The 20,377-nt window shown below is 58.5% G+C and carries 11 protein-coding genes; all 11 read right to left on the bottom strand.

Annotation, left to right across the window (positions count from 1 at the left end):
• Positions 1–61 precede the first annotated feature (61 nt).
• The 11 genes from KB449_RS03495 to msrB all read right to left on the bottom strand — a co-directional run bounded on the left by KB449_RS03495 (position 62) and on the right by msrB (position 20,362).
• The gene (locus KB449_RS03495; protein ID WP_282907037.1) at positions 62–5,839 is read right to left on the bottom strand and encodes a stalk domain-containing protein; all 5,778 of its coding nucleotides are present in this window, start codon (positions 5,837–5,839) and stop codon (positions 62–64) included.
• A gap of 102 nt (positions 5,840–5,941) precedes the next feature.
• Positions 5,942–7,549 carry an ABC transporter substrate-binding protein gene (locus KB449_RS36400; protein ID WP_282907036.1) on the bottom strand — a complete coding sequence of 536 codons (1,608 nt, stop codon included), beginning with the start codon at positions 7,547–7,549 and terminating at the stop codon, positions 5,942–5,944.
• Between the two features lie 76 nt (positions 7,550–7,625).
• Positions 7,626–8,534 (bottom strand): carbohydrate ABC transporter permease, encoded by a 909-nt coding sequence (locus tag KB449_RS03485; RefSeq protein ID WP_282907035.1) that lies wholly within the window; start codon positions 8,532–8,534, stop codon positions 7,626–7,628.
• Positions 8,535–8,545: 11 nt separating this feature from the next.
• Positions 8,546–9,448 carry an ABC transporter permease gene (locus tag KB449_RS03480; protein ID WP_282907034.1) on the bottom strand — a complete coding sequence of 301 codons (903 nt, stop codon included), beginning with the start codon at positions 9,446–9,448 and terminating at the stop codon, positions 8,546–8,548.
• A 902-nt stretch (positions 9,449–10,350) separates the two neighbouring features.
• Complete coding sequence (locus KB449_RS03475; RefSeq protein ID WP_282907033.1) at positions 10,351–12,693, bottom strand: AraC family transcriptional regulator; 2,343 nt, start codon at positions 12,691–12,693, stop codon at positions 10,351–10,353.
• 116 nt (positions 12,694–12,809) lie between these two features.
• On the bottom strand, positions 12,810–13,574 hold the full coding sequence (locus KB449_RS03470; protein WP_282907032.1) for a sugar phosphate isomerase/epimerase family protein: 765 nt from the start codon (positions 13,572–13,574) through the stop codon (positions 12,810–12,812).
• Positions 13,575–13,617: 43 nt separating this feature from the next.
• Positions 13,618–16,083 (bottom strand): hypothetical protein, encoded by a 2,466-nt coding sequence (locus KB449_RS03465; RefSeq protein ID WP_282907031.1) that lies wholly within the window; start codon positions 16,081–16,083, stop codon positions 13,618–13,620.
• Between the two features lie 2 nt (positions 16,084–16,085).
• The gene (locus KB449_RS03460; RefSeq protein WP_282907030.1) at positions 16,086–17,165 is read right to left on the bottom strand and encodes a Gfo/Idh/MocA family protein; all 1,080 of its coding nucleotides are present in this window, start codon (positions 17,163–17,165) and stop codon (positions 16,086–16,088) included.
• Positions 17,166–17,471: 306 nt separating this feature from the next.
• Positions 17,472–18,554, bottom strand: coding sequence for a sensor histidine kinase (locus tag KB449_RS03455; RefSeq protein ID WP_282907029.1), 1,083 nt, complete (start codon positions 18,552–18,554; stop codon positions 17,472–17,474).
• Positions 18,544–19,245, bottom strand: a complete 702-nt coding sequence (locus tag KB449_RS03450) for a response regulator transcription factor (RefSeq protein ID WP_282907028.1) — start codon at positions 19,243–19,245, stop codon at positions 18,544–18,546. The genes KB449_RS03455 and KB449_RS03450 overlap by 11 nt, the downstream gene beginning before the upstream one ends.
• Positions 19,246–19,396: 151 nt before the next feature.
• Positions 19,397–20,362, bottom strand: a complete 966-nt coding sequence (gene msrB / locus KB449_RS03445; RefSeq protein WP_282907027.1) for a peptide-methionine (R)-S-oxide reductase MsrB — start codon at positions 20,360–20,362, stop codon at positions 19,397–19,399.
• Positions 20,363–20,377 lie beyond the last annotated feature (15 nt).

Genomic DNA, 20,377 nt, shown 5'->3' with positions numbered 1-20,377 from the left:
GACGCGGACCGACGCGCATGGCCAGGGTCCGGCGGGAGCATCCTCTTGCGTTCTTATAACATTAAGGCAGTTGGAACACGACGGTCGGATCCGTCCCGATATCCTTCACGATGTTCGCGAGCGCCGTTCCGTACGTCATGCCGAAAGTGTAGGAGCCGGGCAGCAGCTCCACGCGGATCTCGCCGCCCGCCGTGCTGCCGATCGTCCGCCAGCTGCCTCCCGCATACACCTTGGCCGTGCCGCCGTTCACCGGGTTGCCGCCGGCATCCTTCAGTTGGATAAGAACGCTCGCCGTCTGGAATACCACGGCCGGATCGTCGCCGACGTTCTGGCTCTTTTCCTTGTACACGCCGTCATAGGTAATGCCGAACGTATACGTGCCCGGCAGGAGCTCCTTCGTCGTTTCGCCGCCCGCAGTCGTGCCGATCGTCTGCCAGCTGCCTCCGGCATATACCTTCGCGACGGCGCCGTTCAGCGGATTGCCCTGACTGTCCTTGAGCTGCACCTTCGCTTTTACCGTCTGGAAGACGACGGACGCGGGACCTGTCGCCGTATTTTGCGTTAACTGCTTGGTCGTGCCTAGATAGGTCACGGAGAAAATATAGCTCCGCTCCGGCAGCGCCTTCGTCGCCTGCCCCGAGGCGTCCGTCGTCCCCAAGTCCTTCCAGCTGCCGTCGTAATACTTGACCGTGCCGCCGCTCAGCGGCTGTCCCGCGCTATCCTGCAGGGAGACCGTGGTCACCGTCGCGGCCAGGCTGAAGCTTACGCTCTGCTGCGTCTCGGCATTGCCCGCCAGGTCGGTCGACTTGTAAAGAACCGTATACGAGCCCTGTTTGCCGAACGCCAGCGGCGCCGTGTACGGGGTCCAAGTCGTCCCGTTATCGACGCTGTACACAGTCTGCGCGACGCTGGACACGCTGTCCGATGCCGCAAGCGTCAGCGTAACCGGGCCGTTATAAGCGCCGCCCGGACCGTCCGGCGGCGACGGATTCAGCGCGACCGTCGTGACCGGCGGGGTACTGTCTGCTATGACCGGACGAACCTCTATATCGTCGACGTAGAAGGTTTGCACCGGACCGCTCTGCTCCGTATACAGGAACACCCGGACATCAGTGACCGTCCCCGTCTCCTCGATCTTGTAGAAACCCGATGCCTGCGTCCAGCCTCCTCTGAGCAGCGGCGCGCTGGTGAACAAAATTTTCTGCTGCGCGACGCCGTCCAGCTTGTATTGCAGGCAGATCCGGAACAGCGCAGGCTGTGCGGGTGCTGCAGCCAGTTTCGCCCAGGCCGAATAATAATACGTCTTTCCCTGCTCGATCGATGTGGGCATGAAGAACGACGCGTATTTGTTGTCGTTCAGCTTCGTCACCTGCAAAGACTGCGCCCCCAGGCGATGCTCCGACGTCGTCAAGGCCACGCTGGCGCTGGAGCCGTAATAAGACGAAGGAATCGCGGCGCCCTCCATGTCGGGGTTGAGAATGAGATTGCTTCCCAGCACCGCGCCGGCGGGCTGCCCGGAACCGAGCGCCACCGTCACCGCCGTCGTCGCCGTGAATCCGCCGTCGATGGCTGTTGCCGTAATATGCGCAATGCCCGCGTTCTTCGCGAACACCGTGCCGCTAATGTCTACGACGGCCACGTCCGGATTGTCGGAGTTCCAGATCAGCGCTTGGTTATTGACGCTGCTCGAGGGCTGGAACGTCGGAACGAGCGTCTTCGTCTCGCCCATGTTCATCGTCGTCGTCGGGTTGATACTCAGTCCCGTCGCATAGGTCCATGCCGGACTGGACGAGTAGGTCACGAGCCTCGCTTCGACATCGTCGAGATAGTAGTCGTGATTGGTGCCGTCGATCTCCGTATAAAAGTAAAGCAGCACATTGGAAATGGGACTGGTCTCCGCGATCGTGTAGTTGCCCTGCAGCTGCGTCCATTGATCGGCGGAGAGCCCGGCACTGGTGTAAATAATCATCTGCTTGATATTGCCGTCAACCGTATACTGCAAGCAAAGACGCAGCGGTTCGGTGAGCGTCGGCGCCTTCGCGAGCTTCGCCCAGACCGAATAATGGTACTCTTGGCCTTGCGTGACGGCGATCGGGAAGGAAGCGCTGCCGTAACGATTGTCCTTGACGACCTTGAGCGACTGATGGCCGCTGTGGGATTGCGTGACGTCCAGTCCCAGCGCGCCGTTCTGTACGCGCGCCTGAATCGTGCTCCCTTCCATGCCGGGATCCGCGACAAGGTTGGCGCCCAGCGTCGGCAGCGAGGTTGCCGTATCCAGCTGCACGGAATCGATGCTGAAGCTGCCGGCCGACAGCGTAGGCACGACCCGGATTTGCTTGATCGTCCCTGTCCAGGCGGCCGCGGAAGTCGTATCGAACACGTACTCGCGGAGAGTCGAATCGCTTGGCAGGATATAGGTCGAGAACGACTTGGCCGCATTCCATACGGGATCGGCATCCGTCGTATAATAGAGCTTCGCCTGCGAGCCAGTCGTCTGGTTGCCGAGCTGCACGCGAACCCGCTTGATCGTGGACGCGTCCAGCCCCAACTGATCCGGCGATTCGACCGATGGTTCTACACCGCCGGATACGCCGAGGGACGTACCGCTGAATCGGCCGCCCATCGCCTGCCCGCCGGCGATGCTCCCGTTCGCCGTCCAACCGTCTCCGAATTCAAAGTCCCAGACGACGCCTGCCGGATAGATCTGGATTTTCTGCGCGGCCGCATCCCACTTCAAGGTCGCCCCGAAGGCTTGCTTGAGGTACGAGAGCGGCGCGAGCACCGTTCCGTTGGCCAGCTTCACCGGCGCGTGTTCGAGCGTGATGGACTGATTGTCCTTGAGCGCCGTCGTACTGCCGACCGTTAATTCGTAGACGCTGCCACCCTTGACCGCGATAAACTTCTGATTCGCCGCGTCCCATTCGGACCTGACGCCGAGCTGTAGCCAGATGTCCTTGATCGGCACCATGACGACGCCGTCCTGCACGAGCGCCGGCTGGCTGAAGTTTTTCCGTTTGCCGTCGATGTACAGCTTGATGGCCGTCGAATCGTCGGCGACGGCCCGGATGTAGTCGATGCTGATCGTGCCGATCGCCGAGATCGGATCGATCCGGATCTGCCGGATATTGCCGGTCCAGCTCTTGTTCCGCCACATTTCCACGTAATAATCCGTGTACCCGTTGTCTTGCGGGATTACGAAGAAGCCCATCGCTTTTGTCTCGTTCCAGTCGCCGTCCAGCTCCGTCGTGAAAAATACGCGGCCGTCGATATCGTTGGCGCTGTTCTTCATCCGGATCTTGAGATAAGGCGCGTCCTCCGCCTTAATCCCCAGATGGTCCGCCGAGATGATGCCCGGGTCGGTGTTATTGGTGGTGCCGGTGAAGGTGCCGCCCGCGACGCTCACCGCGTCGATCTGCTTCAGCACGCTCCAGCCTTCGCTGTCGCCCGGCGTGTTGAACTCCCACGAGGCGACCGAATTGCTCGATATCGCCGGAGGCGTCAGGGTGCGGTTTTGCACGACGCGCCCTTCCGGATACAGCACGTTGATTCGCGCCTTCTGCGTTGCGGTCGGCACGGCATCCGTATGGGTGCTGACGCCTGAGAACACATCGCGGATCGCATCCACGTAGCCGAAGCCCGCGAGCCCTGCCGGCATGATGAAATGGCCTTCCCCGAATTCGTTCCAGTTGTCCAGCATGATGAGCTTCTTGCCCAGATTGCCCGCCGACAGCGACGGAATATAGGTGTCCTTCGTCCACTGCGCCAGCGACTTGAATTCGGCCGGAGTCGCATAATACCCAGAGCTCAGCCCCCAGGCGGTATCGTCTCTGCCCATGCTGAGGCCCGGAATGACGTCCATCACGCCGGCGTTGTTTTCCAGCGTCAGCTTGAGCTTCTGAAAATCGGGATGCCCGCCGAAGGAGCCCCACGAATAGGCGTAGACGCCGTCGAAGCCCGCATCCTTGCGATTCTGCAGATCCTGGGCATTCGTGCCGTTATATACGTTCAGGATGGTTAGCTCGCCGACGCCGGCATCGCGCGCCGCGCTTCGCAGAATATCCATCAACGCCTTCGCTTTTGTGCTGTCGCCGCCTGCCAGCTTGACGAATTGATCGTAGTTATAGATGGTGAACACGGGCTTGCCGTCAACCTTCAAATACCGGGGGTCCTTGAAATAATATTCGATCCAGTAGGGAACCAGATTGTCGCGGAAATCGGCGATGTCCTTCGCCGCCGAGTTCAGGTTCTCCCACATGATGGCAAAATGGGCCAGATTGCTGTACTTGGCATTGAAATAGCCGTCGTCCAGCGCATCGGACAGGTAGGAATCCTTGATCGGCGCGCCTTCTCCCCCGATCGGCCTGAACCAGCAGGACATCTGGAAGTCGATGCCGTGCTCGAGCATCCACTTGATCTCCCAGTCCGCCGTCTCCCGATTGCCTTCGTCGTAGAAGCCCAGATACGGCGTCCGGTCCGGGAACGGATTGATCACGTCCCAGCCCAGATGATGCCCCTCCCGCCACATCGGGCAGCTCTGCACGCCGACGAACGTGCTGCCTGTGCTCGCGACTGCCGGCGCGGGCACATAGTCCGCAGGCTCCGGCGTATTCGCAGACACAAGGATATCGTCGAGCCACATCAAGCCCTTGTTCGCGGCGGAGGTGGAGAACCGGATCCCGTCGACGGAAGCGATCCCGGAAGCGATATCGACGTTCGCTTTTTGCAGCTTGCCGTTGACGTAGAGGTCGGCCTTGTGCGTACCCGGCTTCAGGACCACTTTAAGGCGGTACCACAAGTTAGCCTTGTAGTCGTCGTAAAGCTTTACGGGCTGTCCGGTCGTGTCCTCGTAAACCAGGTTCCCGTTGGAGCTGAACAGCTTGAGCGCCGTCGTACTGCCGCTTCTCAATTCGGCCGTGAGACCGTCGGTCTTTACCGGGATGAAAATCTTGTATTCCGCGGTCAGATCACCCGAGATCGCGGCAAAGCTCTTCCCAAGCGTCATGCTGCCGGTCGAGGCGGACGCATCGATCTTCAGGCTGTTGACGTCCGGCTTCGGGGCGCTGAGCATCTGGGCGACCTGGATCGTGCCTCCGTTAAGGGCGGCCGTCCAATCCTGCGGCAAGTTACCCGATTCAGGGGTCACCGACAGCAGCCTTTCGTTGACGGCGTAGCCTTTATAGATATGAAGCGGCGTAAAGAAGAAGTCGCCCGTCGAAGCGACGCCCGTCGTCAACTGGAAGCGGTTCAGCGCGGACACCGCGTTCGCGAAATTTTGGGCGCTCGCCCGCAGGATGCCGTTGACGTACACGTCCGCCTTTTGCGCGGACAGATCCGCAATGACCTTGATGCCGTATTCCTGGTTCGCCGAATACGCCTGCAAGGTCACCGCGGCGCCTCCCGACGTCTCCAGCACGAGATTGCTCCCGCTCGCGCTGGTCGCGATGCTGACGCCGGGCGTATCGCCGCCGAGCAGCTGCCAATGCAAGCCATTAATGACGCTAAACGGCTTGAATCGAAATTCCATCGTCAGCGTCCCTTCGCTCTGGGCCACGAACTTGCGGCTCATCGATACAGGGAGCTTCGTACTGGCATCGCTGATTTTTAACGTGTTGTTATAAATGCTCGTCAGCGCGCCGCCCGCGGCGCGGATGTCCCAGCCGGACGGCTGGCTCTCCCCCGGCACCAGATTGGACAGAAACGCAAAGTCTTCGTCCACCAAATATCCGGCTCCCGCCGGCGCGCTGTCGGCCGAGGCGGAGCGCGGCGCGGCCGCCAAAAAGAAAACGCATACAAACGCAATCGCACAAAAAGCGGTCCAGCCGTTCTTCATTGAGCGCATAAATGAAGATTCCCCTTTGCATGGTTAGTGGAGGCAGACGCTTATTCATAAAAAGCGGCCCGACTTTCTCCAAGCTGGGCCGCCTTGCCGAACCGTTTTCGCTTAGCTGTTTTCCGCCTTCCACGCATCGAACTGCTTTTGCGCTTCGGCCATGATCTTGTCCATGCCCGCCGCATCCAATCGTTTCTGAAGATCGGTATAGTAGCTCTCGAAGTCCGGCATCGAGCCGGTCGTCAAAATCGGATTCGATTCCTTCTGGATGGCGCTCACCTGAGCGATCTCCGTCTTGACGGGCTCCGGATTGAAGATGAAGCCGAGGATACCCGACGCCTTGCCGTTGTCGTTGTTTTTCTTCATCTCCTGAAGCGCTGCGGTGGAGTTCCAGTTCGAATCCCATTGATCCCACAGCGGGCCGAGCCAGTTGTGCCAGATCGCCCAAGTCTGATCCGCGCCGGTCGTCGCTTCGATCGTCGGATTGTCATCCTTCACCGTGCCGGACTTGACTGTATAGTTTTTGCCCTCGACGCCGTAGGCCAGCGTATTCAGCAGGTACTTGTCGCCCCAGATCTCGTTGAGCAGCATCATCGCCCGCTCGGGGTTCTTGGAGGTGGCGCTGATCGCCGTCGCGGCGGAAGTCATCGAGTTGGTCGAGATCGTCGGGTAGCCGGCCAGCGTCTCTACCGTCGGGAAGCCGTAAGTCGCCGTCGACTTCGATCCGTCCTCCGTATAGCCGCCCGAATCGCGCATGACCGCGTACTTGCCCGACTTGGCTTCGGCCAGATAGTCCGTCTTGATGGCCGCATCCTTGGCGATATAGCCTTTTTTGTAAAAGTCGTTGATCGTCTTATAGTTCTCCTTATTCTCGGGCACGCCCAAAATCTTGACAATCTTTCCGTCCTTCTCGCTATAGGAGATGCCCGGCGTGATCGTCGTATAGTCGTACAAGCTGACGCCCGCCGCGGTACCGTTGGCCGTGGCCAGGAGCGGAATCATGTTCGGCTCGTTTTTCTTGATCTCGGCCAGGAACGGCTCCAGGTCCTTGATGCTCTTGACGCTCTTATAGTCGAATTTGTACTTCTCCACCATATCCTTCTTGAAAACGTGCGCGCCGGCTGGCGCGTACGGCGTCTGCGCGGGAATGGCCATGATCTTCCCTTTATACGTAACCGCCTTCCAGGCGCGTTGGTCCACCTTCGCCAGAATGTTTTGGCCGTACTTTTGCAGCAGCTCATCCAGGGGCAGGAAAGCGCCCTTTTGGACATTGTCGCTAATGCGATTGGAGGAAAACGTGGAAAATACGATGTCGTAAGGCTCGCCCGCCGCGGAGATCAGCTTCATCTTGTCTTCCCAGCCGGCATTGTCGATCAGATTGAGATGCAGCTCCGCGTTCAGCTTTTCCTTGATGACCTTGTTCGCTTCCGCTTCGACGGCGGCTTGATCCTTCATATTGTCGATCGGCTTCGGCATGTACCAGCTGAGCTTGACGAAGTCTTTGGTATCGCCTCCGGTATCCGCCGGCTGCGAAGCGGGCGCGCTGGCGCTCGGGCTGGCGCTTGGACTCGCGCTCTCACTGGCGCCGGAGCTTGCGGACGGACTCGAAGAGCCCTCTTCCTTCGAACTGCTGCAACCGCTTACGATCATGGCCGCCGCCAGCATGGCGGACGTACCCGTTCCAAGCCATCTTGCCTTCTTCCCCATTGTCGGACTCACTCGGATTGCCTCCCTTGTATATGCCTTACATTTATAATCAGCAGCCGTAAGCTCAAAAGACTCACGGCTGTAATTATCACCCTTTGACCGAGCCTACCGTCAAGCCCTGTACGAAATATTTCTGAAAGAGCGGGAACACGAGCAGCATCGGACCGGCCGCCAAAATACACATGGCCATTCTGGCGCTTAAGGAGGGCACGAGCATGCCCGGTTTGACCAGTCCGTATTGAATGGCTTCAGCCGAATTCAGGTACTCCATGTTTTTCAGCACGCGAATGAGCAAGTATTGCAGCTTCATCAGGTTGTCGTGCTCGACGTAAAGCAGCGTCAGCCACCAGTCGTTCCAATATTGAAGGGCGAAGAACAAGCCCAGTGTCGCCAAGGCCGGCTTGGAGATCGGGATGACGATCTGCGCGAAGATGCGCAGTTCGCCGGCGCCGTCGATCTTCGCCGATTCGATGACCGCCTCCGGGATCGTCTGGAGGAAGCCTTTCATCAGCAGCACGAACCAGCCGCTGATCAGATAGGGCAGGATGAGCGCGAGAATGTTGTTCTTTAACCCCAGCCACTTGACCATCAGAATGTACGAAGGAACCATCCCGCCGTGGAAGAGCATCGTAAAAAAGATGAAGAAGGCGAGAAACGATCGGAAACGATAGTCCTTGCGGGATATCGCGTAAGCGTAAGTCGTCGTCACCCACATCCCGACCAGGGAGCCGATGACGGTCGTCGCGATCGTGACGAAGTAAGACTGGAACAGCACCTTGGGCTCGTGCAGGATGACGCGGTAGGCGTCGAACGTAAAGTTTTTCGGAATGACCGAGTAACCAAATTTGACGATGTCGTTCTCGCTCTGAAACGACGTGCCGATGATGACGAGAAACGGAAACAGGCTGGCCACGCACAACAGGATAAAGACGAGATGAATGAACATTTTCCCGGCGGTCGGTTGACTCCGCTTGAGGGCCGTTACGGAACCGTTCATGGCTGCACTCCTTAAAAAAGAGAATTTTCCGGATTGATTTTTTTGACGATGTAATTGGTCGTGAGCACGAGGCAGAAGCCGACGATCGATTGGAAAAAGCCCGCTGCCGATGCCATTCCGATGTCGCCCATGTCGATCAGCGACCGGTAGACGAACGTATCGATGACATCCGTCGTCTTGTAGAGCAGGGACGAATTGAGCGTCACGTTGTAGAACAGCCCGAAATCGCTGTAGCAGATGCTGCCGATCTGCAGGATGACCATCATGATGACGATCGGCTTGATCATCGGCACCGAGATCGAGATCGCCTGCCTGAACTTGCTCGCCCCATCGATCTTGGCAGCGTCGTAATACTCCGAATCGATGCCCATTAGGGCGGCGTAGTAGATAACCGAACCGTATCCGAGCCCCTTCCATACGGCGGCCGCCACTAGAATGTAAGGCCAATACTTGGGGTCGCTGTACCAGAGGATCGGTTCTTCGCCCAGGGATACCAGCACGCGGTTGATGACGCCGTAATCCATATCGAACAGCGAGCGGAAGGCAAAGCCTGCCACAACCCAGGAAATAAAGTAAGGGATAAACAGGATGGTCTGATAGGCTTTGACGAATCTGCGGCTCAGCTCGTACAGCAGCAGCGCGATCGTCACGGACAGCGTGGTGCCCAGCACGATAAAGGTCATATTGTAGAGGAGCGTATTTCTCAGCACCCGGAAGAGCACATCCCCGTTGAACAGGAAGCCGAAGTTGTCGAAGCCAACCCAGGGGCTGTTCCAGATGCCCAGATTGTAGCGATAGCTCTTAAAAGGCAGCAGCATACCGTATAGCGGCACGTAGTTAAAAAGAATAATGAGCAGAAATCCCGGCAGCGCCAACATCGATAATCCGAAGTTTCTTTTGATCGTCCTGATCATGTGACCGCACTTCCTTTTCGCATTGCTTGTCGTGATAAGCCAACTTTAAGGCGCGGAAGGCGGGAATGTATATTTTAAAAACGGTATTTTCCTATAAAAAGCCGCAACGGAGCGTTTGATCGGAGCAATATGCGTATTCCCGAAGCCGCAAGTTAAAGGAAGGCGGTGCAAGATGGTGATCGCGGAGGTGTTATGGTCACGGAGGTGGCGAAGGTGCTGTGGTCGCGGAGGTGCTGCGGTCGCGGAGGTCGCGGAGATACTGTGGGCGCGGAGGTGCTGTGGGCGCGTAGGTGCAGCGGGCGCGGAGGTGCTGTGGGCGCGGAGGTGTTATGGTCACGGAGGTGCTGTGGTCACGGAGGTGCTGCGGTCGCGGAGGTGCTGTGGTCGCAATAGAACCGCGCGCGGAACGACTACCGCTGACTCGTCCGACTTCCGTTCCCACGAACCAGCGTATCGCTGCCGGCGTCATTCTTTCGCGGCAATGCCTGCAAATATACATCTTTTTTCGCCATTTTCGCCCCATTTGTATGCGATAGATGCTAAAACGCAGTTATTTCTTACCGCTAACCGGATTTTTGGCTTTTTTTTTGAATATACCTGCGCATTTGCAGGCATTTCTTGGGGTGGCGCGAGCCGTTAGAAAATACATGTACAGATGCAGGTTTTTATCCCGCCCCCTCCATAAAGCCGGGCAAGCCGAAAGCGCATTTAACTTTCCGCATACTTCCTCCCAAATTCATCCTTTCTGGTCCTCCCAAAATAAACATCTTGTCGGATAATGCCATGCACAAAAAAGGTACGGTCCCTGAGCTTCCCCAGGGACTGTACCTTGCTTTTCAAGCGGACTTGTTCAGCGGGACTCCGAATGACTCCGCGGTCCTACGACGACGGCAGGGACAACGCTAGTTGATCTGGTTCGCATTGCGCTGCAGCGCGTATTCCTTCGGCGTCATCTTGTATTTCTTCTTGAACAGGCTGAAAAAATACGTCTCGTTCGTAATGCCGACCTTCTGCACGATCTCGTAGACGCTCAAGTCTTCCTGAATGAGCAGCTCCGCCGCTTTGGTCAGTCGCACGCCGTTGATCAGATCCGCGATCGACAGCTGCGTCGCTTCCTTGTAGATCTTGCTCAAGCTTCGCGAGGAGATCTTCATCATCGATGCGATCGAGGACAGGCTCAAGGACGGATCCTGATAATTGCGGTGAACGTATTCCGTCACGGCATCCACGACAAAGTAGTTGAGCGCTTCGGTCTCCTCGGACGGATCCTTGTTGAACGAATCCTGCAAGCCGCCCCAGACGATACGCTCGATCTCGGCCATCGTCTCCTTCTCCAGGATATGCCTGCCGATCGAAGCCTTTTGCAGGGAAGGCGCCGCCGCGACCTTGGCCCTGTCCAATCCTTCGATTACGGCATCCGCGAGACGGAGGATCGAAATCAGGGCGTTATGGTAATTGAGCGCCGCCATCTCCTCGAACAGGTTCGAGAGCACGTCCCGCATCGCGGCGACGTTGCCCGACTTGATCGTCTCCATCAGCCATTCCTCCAATTCCTTGGAGTAGCCCGTTTTTTTGTTGTCGGCGCATCCCCGGAGGCGTTCCTGCGTGATGACGGCGCCATGGCCCAGCTGCAAACGGTACATCGACTGGTCCATCGCTTGCGTGTACTGCGCGTGCAATCCGCTGAGCGCCTCGGCTTTGCCGCTGATCGACGCGGTGAAGGTCGTCTTGAAAAAACGGGAGAAATTGTCCTGCGCCTCGGCGATCAGCGCCGCGAGTCCGTCTTGCCAGGCCGTTCCCGTCTCCGGTACGCTGACGATCAGCAGGACATGATCTTCCTTCATGTCGATGCCTTCGTTCGCATACTTGCCGGCCACGATCTCGGAGGCGATATTGATCAGGGCGAACCGGATCGTTTCCTTGTCCCGCGCGGAGAAGCGCTGCTGGAATTCCTTGTAGTTGTCGATCTTCATCAAACAGACCGCATACGCGCCGAAGGGCGGCAAAGAAATTCTCATCTCTCTGAACAACGATGCCAGCTCGGGCTCCGGGATGGAAAAACGCTCGGCCAGCAGCCGGCTCAGCCAATAATGCTTCATGACATCCTTGTACTGATCTTTTTCCTTGTAGAAAAGATTCAGCTCCTCCATGGACTGCCGATAAACGGTGCTCAAATAAGAAATCTCGTCGCCGACCTCGCCCTCGGCCTCGACCGATCTGCCCGGCCTGTTCTGCTTCACCGCGTTCACCAGATTGCCGATCGGCCGGTAAATCGTCCGGGAAATCAGGATGGAAACGACGAAAGCGAGCAGCAAAGCGATTAGCGTAATGAGCAGAATGCTGGTCCGGAGCCGGTCGATCGATTGATACACTTCCAGGACAGGCTGCGTCTTGAGCAGCGTCATACCGGCGCCGTCGACGTTCGAATACGTGATCAAATACGGCTTGCCCCCGTGCTTGCGCTGAAAAAAACCTTCCGAATCGGCCTCGGGATGCGCGGCTTGGTAGGCCGAAAAGTCGCTTTTCAGCCACTTCATGATCTCCCGGTCGCCCGTACCGTCGTCCAGGTACTCGCCGGCCTGGTCCATAATGAATATATTGTCGCCCTTGCGCTTGTCGATCATGTTGATCTCGCCGATGTTGTCGAGCAGCCATTCGGACCGGACATTGACCACGATGACGCCGTCCGGCTTCTGATCGCTCGCCGATGTCTCGTACATCATATAGGAGAATACGTACTCAGGCTCGGTCTTCCCGTTCACGAGCTTCTGAATGTTGCGGAAAATCGGCTTCATCTTGGGAAGCAGCCGGTCCGAATCGTACAGTTCGCCCAGCAGCTGGTCTTCAAAAAACAAAGGTCTGCCCGCATTGTACGTCTGATCCAGATTCCGGTTATAGATCGTGAGCGAATGAATATACGGATTGGCCGAGGTGACGGAGCTGGTGACTTTGTTCAGCCTGTTGGCCACCTCGACCATATTCTCCTGTCTGGCGTACATGACCGCGGCTACGTCGCTGTTCAGATAAAGCGACTGGCACAGGCTCGCTATCGTCTGATCCATGAATTCCATATTGTATTTGACTTGGTACAGTATTTTCTGGTTGGAAGCGTATTCGTTTTTGACGAGCAGCTTCTGGGCGTTGATGTAGACGACGGCGGACAGCACGACGACGATGAGCAGAATCGCCACGCTGATCCATAGAAGCATTTTGATATAGTAAGCCTTGGCCCCGAATCGCTTCATGCGGGAATCTCCTCTCCTTCTTCGAGGCAGGGGTGGTAGTCTTCGCTGCCTTGCGTGCCAAATGCCGAAGAGGACCGGCATCCGCCAGCCCCTTGCTTTTGATCTAATATAACGGTCTAGACGCCCAGTCTGTCGGCCAGCGCATGCAGGTTGTCCAGGCTGATCCGAACGCTTTCCAGCGCGTCTCCCTCGCAGATATCCTGCTCGACGACATACCATTCCACGCCGCTGCGCTCCCCCCATACAAGCAAGGGCTCGAAGTCGATCACGCCCGTTCCGATCTCGGCGTACGTGCTGCGTTCGTCGGCGGTCATGTCCTTCAGGTGCATCGTCGGCATGCGGCCGCGATACGGCGCCACGAATGCCGCCGGGTCTTTTCCGGCTTTGCTCACCCAGTATACATCAATCTCGGCCAATATGGCGTTGTCGGGCGCAGGCTCGAGCAGATAAGACAGAGCATCCGTCGTGCCGACGCGCGTCTCGAATTCGAAGGCGTGGTTGTGAAAAGCGACCGTGAACCCCTCGCCCCGCAGCTCGCGCGCCGCCGCGTTCAATTCCTCGCGCAGTCGGATATAGCCCTGCTCGTTGCGCCATTCATGCGGCACGGACGGGCAAATCAATCGGTTGGTGCCGAGCGCTCTCGCCTCCGCTTTGACGCTGTCCGGCTCTGCGCGCAGACGCTCGACGGAAATATGCATGCCCGCCGTTTTCAGTCCCGCTTCTCTCAGCACCTCCGCGATCTCCGCTGCCGCATGGCCGTGCAAACCGGCCGTTTCGACGCCGGCCCAGCCCATCCGGCCGAGCGTCCGGAGCGTCCCGGGAAAATCCCGCTCGCATGCCTCGCGCAGCGTGTACAGCTGCACCGCAAACTTGTGCTTCACCCGATTTCCCCCTTCTCTGACATTTCTATCGTTTCTATCGGCTCTACCATGTGATCTCGATCGCGCCGCTGATATCGGTCAACACGAGTCGATCGCCCCGTATGCAGTCCGCAAGATCCAGATACGCAGTCTCGCCACGCACTTCTACGCGACCCGCATGCAGGCTTGCCAGCGGCGGATAAATCGTCACCTCTGCATCCCGCAGACCTGCGACGAAGAGCATCCGCTCCGAGCTCTTCCTCGGCGTCGGTCCGGGCGCGAGCTCCCGGCAGGAGACGGAGGTCGTCTCACGCTGCTTGACGAAGACGCGACATTCGTCGTGGAAGGTCCTGTCCGGCGCATACGGAGCGGCATCTTCGCCCGCCCTCGTCGTCTGGCCGATAATCGCGGGCACCCCTTCGGGGAAGCGCAGACGAAGGGTCACGGACGTATCCTGACGGCAGCCCGTAAACAAAAATCCGTTGTCGCTGCGCGTCACGAAAAGGAGGGGCGGCTTATCCGCTTCGGCCTGCTTGACCTGCTGCAGCTCGTACCCGAACTCGGCAAGCAGCCGGCGGGCGAGAACCGAGAGGTCCTTGAACCGCTCGGGCTGTCGGTTCGGCAGATGGGATACGGCGCCCGATTCGAACGGCAAGGAACCGCGAACCCATCCGATCTTGCCGCCGTTCCATGCCGGCAGCTCCCGCGTCAGTGCCAACACGCGCACCCGATCGCCTTGGCTGCCCGTCGCGCATACCTTCGTGCCGGGATCGTCCGCATGGTCCAGCACTTCGCTCAGCGCGCCTCCGCCGATCAGCGGATCGTGCAGGAAGACGGCGGAGGAAGCGGAAGCCTCGGACAATCGGTCCTGCGGCAGCGTACTGGAGAGCTGAAGCTCTCCCTGAAGCCCTTCATCCTGCCGGAGGTTCAGCATCTGCTGCAGCTCCGGATCCAGGGCACTGCCGTAGACAATCGCCCTTCCGCCTTCCCGGACAAAAGCCGCAAGCCTTGCGGCATTCGCCCCCGTCAGCCAGGACGCCGGCGTCCATAGGATCGTATCCCGCAGCTTGCCCTGCGCTCCCCCTTGCATCGCCGCGAAGTCGTCCGTGCTGAGCACCGTATTGAGCGGCAGCCCCTCGTTCACCGCGTTGCGCACGAACCATTCCTCGAAGAAGATCGACTTGGCGGCTTCCTCCGACTTTTCAACGGCGGCATGGTACTCGCTGAACGGATATAGCCAGGTCAGAATGCCGGCTTGGTCGGGAAAGTCCTTGATCGCCCTGCGCAGGTGGGGAATGACCTCCGCCGGACAATCCGCGTTCAATTCGCCTTTCTCCGTGTCGATCGTCAGCAGCTCGATAATGCCCGGATTCTCAAGCTCGCCGTCACCATTCATCCGTGCGACCGACAGCGGGCAATAAATATCGTGCGGCTCCCGGTCGTACAGATCCCACCAGGGGTTCTGCCAGAACCAAGGATCGTTCGGATAGAAGCGATAAGGGTAGGTCTCGCCTGGCAATACCGCAATGCGTGACATATAGGACGCGATCTCCAGGCCAAAGTCGAAGTTGAGCGCGCCCCAAGGCGAGTTCGGAGGCGGCAGCTCGATATATTTTCTGCGGTACATCTCCTGCAGCGGAATGAAATCCTTGGCCAGATCCATTCCCGTTCCGAAGTTCGTCCCGCGCACCTCCGTGCGGTAGCTGGGACATTCCCGTTTGAAATGTTCCCAGAACGACAGGGTCTGGTCCGCCAGCTCCCGGTAGTCCGCCGTCGGCATCGAGGTGCCGTCGTAGTTCGCGCCAAGATACGTCCAAGGAAAATAGGAGAAGCCGAAGCCGTTCGAAAACCAAATATAATCGAAGCCGAGCGCGGGGAGGAAGCTGGCGCACTGGCGTCCGAGAAATTCGCCGAACGGGGTGCCCTCGGGAATGCCGTCCGGATAGGCCGCATAGGCGACCGAATCCCCGCAAAGCTCAGACCATGTGCAGACGACCGTATAATCGGCCTTCAGCGCGACCTCTTTGCCTCCCAGCTTCGCCCGGTTGATCTCCGGATGCCGCGTATACTTAAAGTCGGAATAGGCGAATTCGGGACCCGCATCGAACGTGGCGCCCACTTCCATCGTGACGCCGAACCGGTCGCGGGCGATTCGCTTGAATGCCGCGACGATCGTACGCAGGTTATCGTACGTAATCTCGCAGGCGTCGGGACGGTAAAGCTTGGCGATGCGGGGATCGTTCGGTTGGATATGCCCGAACCGATCCTCGTTCGCAAAGCCGATATAACGCCCCCACTCGATCTCGCGCTCCCCGTTGCCGTCCCATTCCAGAATCTCGCTGCCGTCGGCCACCCACAGCAGCATCGAGCAGCCGTCCGCCATACCGATCAGCGGCAGCCATTGCCGGATCGCTTCTTCGCATACCGCTTCGATTGCAGGCAGCGCCATGCTCGTAAACGGCTTTAAACTCATTTCCAGCGTGACCCGCCGGAGAGCCTTTTTCGTTTCCGGTCGTCCTGTCGGCACCATTGCTACGCCCCCCGCCTGACCGCATCCATGATCATTTTGATAATCGCCAGATCCTGTACATAGTCCTCCGGCGTCGTCTTGGGAGACAAACCGTTGGCCGCCACCTCATAGAAATGTTCCAGCTCGCATGTATACGCGTCCTTATAGGTCGGACGAATGACCGTCTCTTGCAGCGCATGCCCGATCGTATCCCGGATCCGAAGCGTCGTCGGCAATTGACGCAGGTAGGGCGTATCGTACTGAACGAGAATCGATCTTTGCTCGCCGAACACCTCGATATGGGCATCGAAACGTCCCTGCCCGTCGACGCCGGTCTCGAACATGACATCGTAGCCGTCGTATTCCAGAATGGCGTTTTTGAATCTGCCGCCTTGCCGGGACGCGGCCGCCTTCACGCGCAGGGGCATGCCGAGCATCTCCCGCATCGCGGATATATCGTGGCTGTTTAAACCAAGCAGCAGACCGTAAGCGGCGTATTCTTCGCCGGAGGCTTCGCCGATCGCTTCCTTCATCAATCTTGCGTTTCGCTCCTTGCGGTCCCTAGCCGCTTCGGCCGGGATATCGTCGAACCGGTACACATGGGTGCCGGACTGGCCGGTAAAGTACGCGTTGGGCCCGATCATGTCGCGGACCCGCGCATAGTTGATCGGCCCAAGCTCCCGCACTTCCTCCAGCGCACGCAGGTAAGCCGGCGCGAATCTGCGCATGTAGCCGACCATCACCTGCGCTTGCGAAGCGTCGCGGGCCTGAATAATGTCGCGGGCCTCCGCTTCAGTCACGCACATCGGCTTTTCTACGAATACATGAATATTTCTTTGGAGCGCCGCAATCGCGCATTCGGTGTGGTACTCCATGTTATTCAGCACGAATACAGCGTCCATGGCGGTCCGGTCGAGCATATCCGCAGCGTTTGCATATAAGTTTTTGACGCCGTACTTCTCCCCCATTACGTTCAACAGCCGCTGAGAGATGTCGCACAAGGCGACGATCTCGTAGAGCTCCGGCAGCGATTGCAGAATCGGCAAATGAATGATTTGCGCGATCTCGCCCACGCCGATAATTCCGACTTTCAGTTTCTTCATCCTGCGCACTCCTTTAACTGAACCGATGCTGCGTGCTTCGCGGCCAGCAACTTTCGCTGCGCGCTTCGCGTTCGGAAACGCTCGTCGCAATGCGATTTGCACGACCGCCGCAGCCTAAATCTAGCGTCCCAGCGCGGTTATGTATACTTCAAATTGCGTCGATTCGTTCAATTCTGTGCATGCCGGGAAGGAATAGGAGCAAAAGGCCGAAAATAAACCGGCGCAAATCGAAATTCGGAGAAAACGGACGTCAAAAAACCGGATCGGCATCGATCCGGCGCTTCCAGCAAAAATCGTTAAGATAAACTATGTCGCGAGCGGCAGCCGCACCTGGAACACCGTGCCCGCCTCGCTGCTCCTGACCGCGATCTTGCCGCCGTGCAGCTCGACGATATTTTTGGCGATGGCAAGCCCGAGGCCCGATCCGCCGGTATGTCGAGAACGGGATTGCTCCATCCGGTAGAATCGGTCGAACAGCAGCGGGATCGCCGAGGCCGGCAGGGGCTCGCCGTAATTCACGATCTCCGCCACCGCCTCCGTCCCTTCTCGCCGCGCCTTGATTTCGATTCTACCGCCTTCCTTGCTGTACCGAATGGCGTTGTCGACGAGATTTTCGAACACACGCACCAGCTTGTCGCCGTCCGCCGACACGATCAGCTCCTTCTCCGCGAGCATCGTTACGCCTTCGACGCCCGCCTGCTCGAATTGAAGCCGGAACTGGACGGCCAGCTGCCCCAGCATCTCGACCAGATTGAGCGGGGAGAGCCGAAGCGGCAGCCCGGCGCTCGTGCGAGTATATTCGAACAGGTCGCTGATCAATCCTTGCAGCCGGAGCGCCTTGTCGTACGCGATGCCCGTGTAATGGCGCAGCTCGACCTCGTCGCGATAGCGGTCCTGCTCGATCAGTCCCAAATAGCCGACGATCGAGGTAAGCGGCGTGCGAAGATCGTGGGAGACGTTCGTGACGAGTTCCGTCTTGGCACGCTCCGTCCGCCGCTCTTCCTCGATAGCGCGTTTAAGCTGCTCGCTCATGCGATTGATGCGATCCGCCAGTACGCCGAGCTCGTCGCCCGTCCGGACGGGGATGCGGCTGTCGAATTTTCCTTCGGCGATCTCGCCCACCCCTTGCGTGATCCGCAGCAGATAACGGATGGTGCCATGGCTGAAGACGAACAAATAGACGATAAACAGCCCGAGAATCGCGAGCGCGAGCGTGATCGACCTGCCAAAGCGTTCGTAAAACCACCATGCCAGCGCATTCAGAATCGTAATATCGAATTGGACGGCAAGGACGTACAACAGCATCGCAGTACCGCCCGCGAACCCGAGACTGAACGCGACCAGGATCAGCAGCTTAAATCGCAGGCCGAGCAGCGGATTAGGGTTCAATTTTATAACCAACTCCCCACACCGTCTGGATCGGCTTGGCGCCGTCCAGCGCGTGCTCCAGCTTGTCCCGCAGGTTGCTGATGTGCACCATGACGGTGTTGTTCGATTCCAGATACTTGTCCTTCCATACCGCCTCGAAGATCGACTCGGCGCTGAACACCTGCCCGGGATGGCTCGCCAGCAAATGCAAAATATCGAACTCCGTCGAGGTCAGGTTAATATGCTTGTCCTCCGCCATGACGGTGTGCGTCTTCTTGTTAATCCGCAGCGACTGAATCTGGATGTCGTCCTCCTCGCGGTTGTGCCGCAGCCTGGCGTTCAGTCCGAACGTACGGCGAAGCAGCGACTTGACCCGGGCGACGAGCTCCAGCGGGTTGAACGGCTTGACCATATAATCGTCCGCACCGGTCATCAGCCCCATGATCTTGTCCATATCCTCTGCCTTGGCGCTAAGCATCAAGATCGGCACCGCATCGTCGGCGCGCACCGCGCGGCACACCTCGAGCCCGTCCATCTCGGGCATCATCACGTCGAGGATGACGAGCTGGACCGATTCCGACCGGATCAGCGACAGGGCCTGGCGGCCGTCCGCCGCCTTCAGCACGCGGTAGCCTTCGTTCAGCAGATAGATGGCGATCAGGTCCGCGATCTCCCGGTCGTCGTCTGCGATCAGAATCTGAGCGGCGTTCATCCGGTCCCCCCCTTTTTCCGTTTTCCATTCAGTATAGAAAAAACCAGTCGGTCAAACATTTGGTAAAGCTGAAGCATTTATAAAGATTTTCTAAACAAAGAACCGTTAGGCAGCGAAAACTGCTTAACGGTCCGATAAAAGACGCGGCGGGTTAAGCCTGGCCGAACAGGCTCTTGTACCGTCCGTATCCCTCTTGCTCGAGGTCCTCGACGGGAATGAAGCGCAGCGCGGCGGAGTTAATGCAATAGCGCAGGCCGCCGAGCTCGCGCGGACCGTCGTTGAACACGTGGCCGAGATGCGAATCGGCCTCGCGGCTGCGCACCTCCGTGCGGACCATGCCGTGCGTGAGATCCTCTTCCTCGCGGACGCCGCCCGATTCGAGCGGCTTCGCGAAGCTCGGCCAGCCGCAGCCGGAATCGAACTTATCCTTCGAACTGAACAGCGGTACGCCGGATACGATATCCACGTACAGCCCTTCGCGGTGATTGTCCCAGAATTCGTTGCGGAACGGATGCTCCGTCGCGTTGTTCTGCGTCACCTCGAACTGCAGCGGCGTGAGCCGCGAGCGCAGCGCTTCCTTATCCTTGTCCGTGTTCCAGTGCCGCTTGATATAGGCGTCGCGCCCGGAGCCTTTGCGGTACATTTTGTAGCGAAGCGGGTTTTTCTTATGATAATCCTGATGATAGTCTTCGGCCGGGTAAAATTCGGAGGCAGGCTCGATCGTCACCGCGATCGGCTTGTCGAAGCGTCCGCTGGCGTCCAGCTCCGCCTTCGTCTCCTCGGCGGCTTGCCGCTGCTCCTCGTTATGGTAGAAGATGACCGGGCGATACGACTCCCCGCGATCGAAAAACTGGCCGCCGCCGTCCGTCGGGTCCACGGATTGCCAGTAGATGCCGAGCAGCTTGCGATACGGGAACAGGTCCGGATCGAACGTGATTTGCACGGCCTCCTGATGTCCCGTCGTTTCCGAGCAAACCTGCTCGTAGGTCGGATTCGGCACATGACCGCCCGTATAGCCGGATACGATCCCGTTAATGCCCGGCAGCTCGTCGAACGGCGTCACCATGCACCAGAAGCAGCCTCCTGCGAACGTCGCTTTTTCAAATGTTTGGCTCATTTCCCCATCGCTCCT

It is taken from the genome of Cohnella hashimotonis, assembly GCF_030014955.1.
GTDB classification, from domain to species: Bacteria; Bacillota; Bacilli; order Paenibacillales; family Paenibacillaceae; genus Cohnella; species Cohnella hashimotonis.
This window is presented reverse-complemented; position numbering and strand designations above follow the sequence as displayed.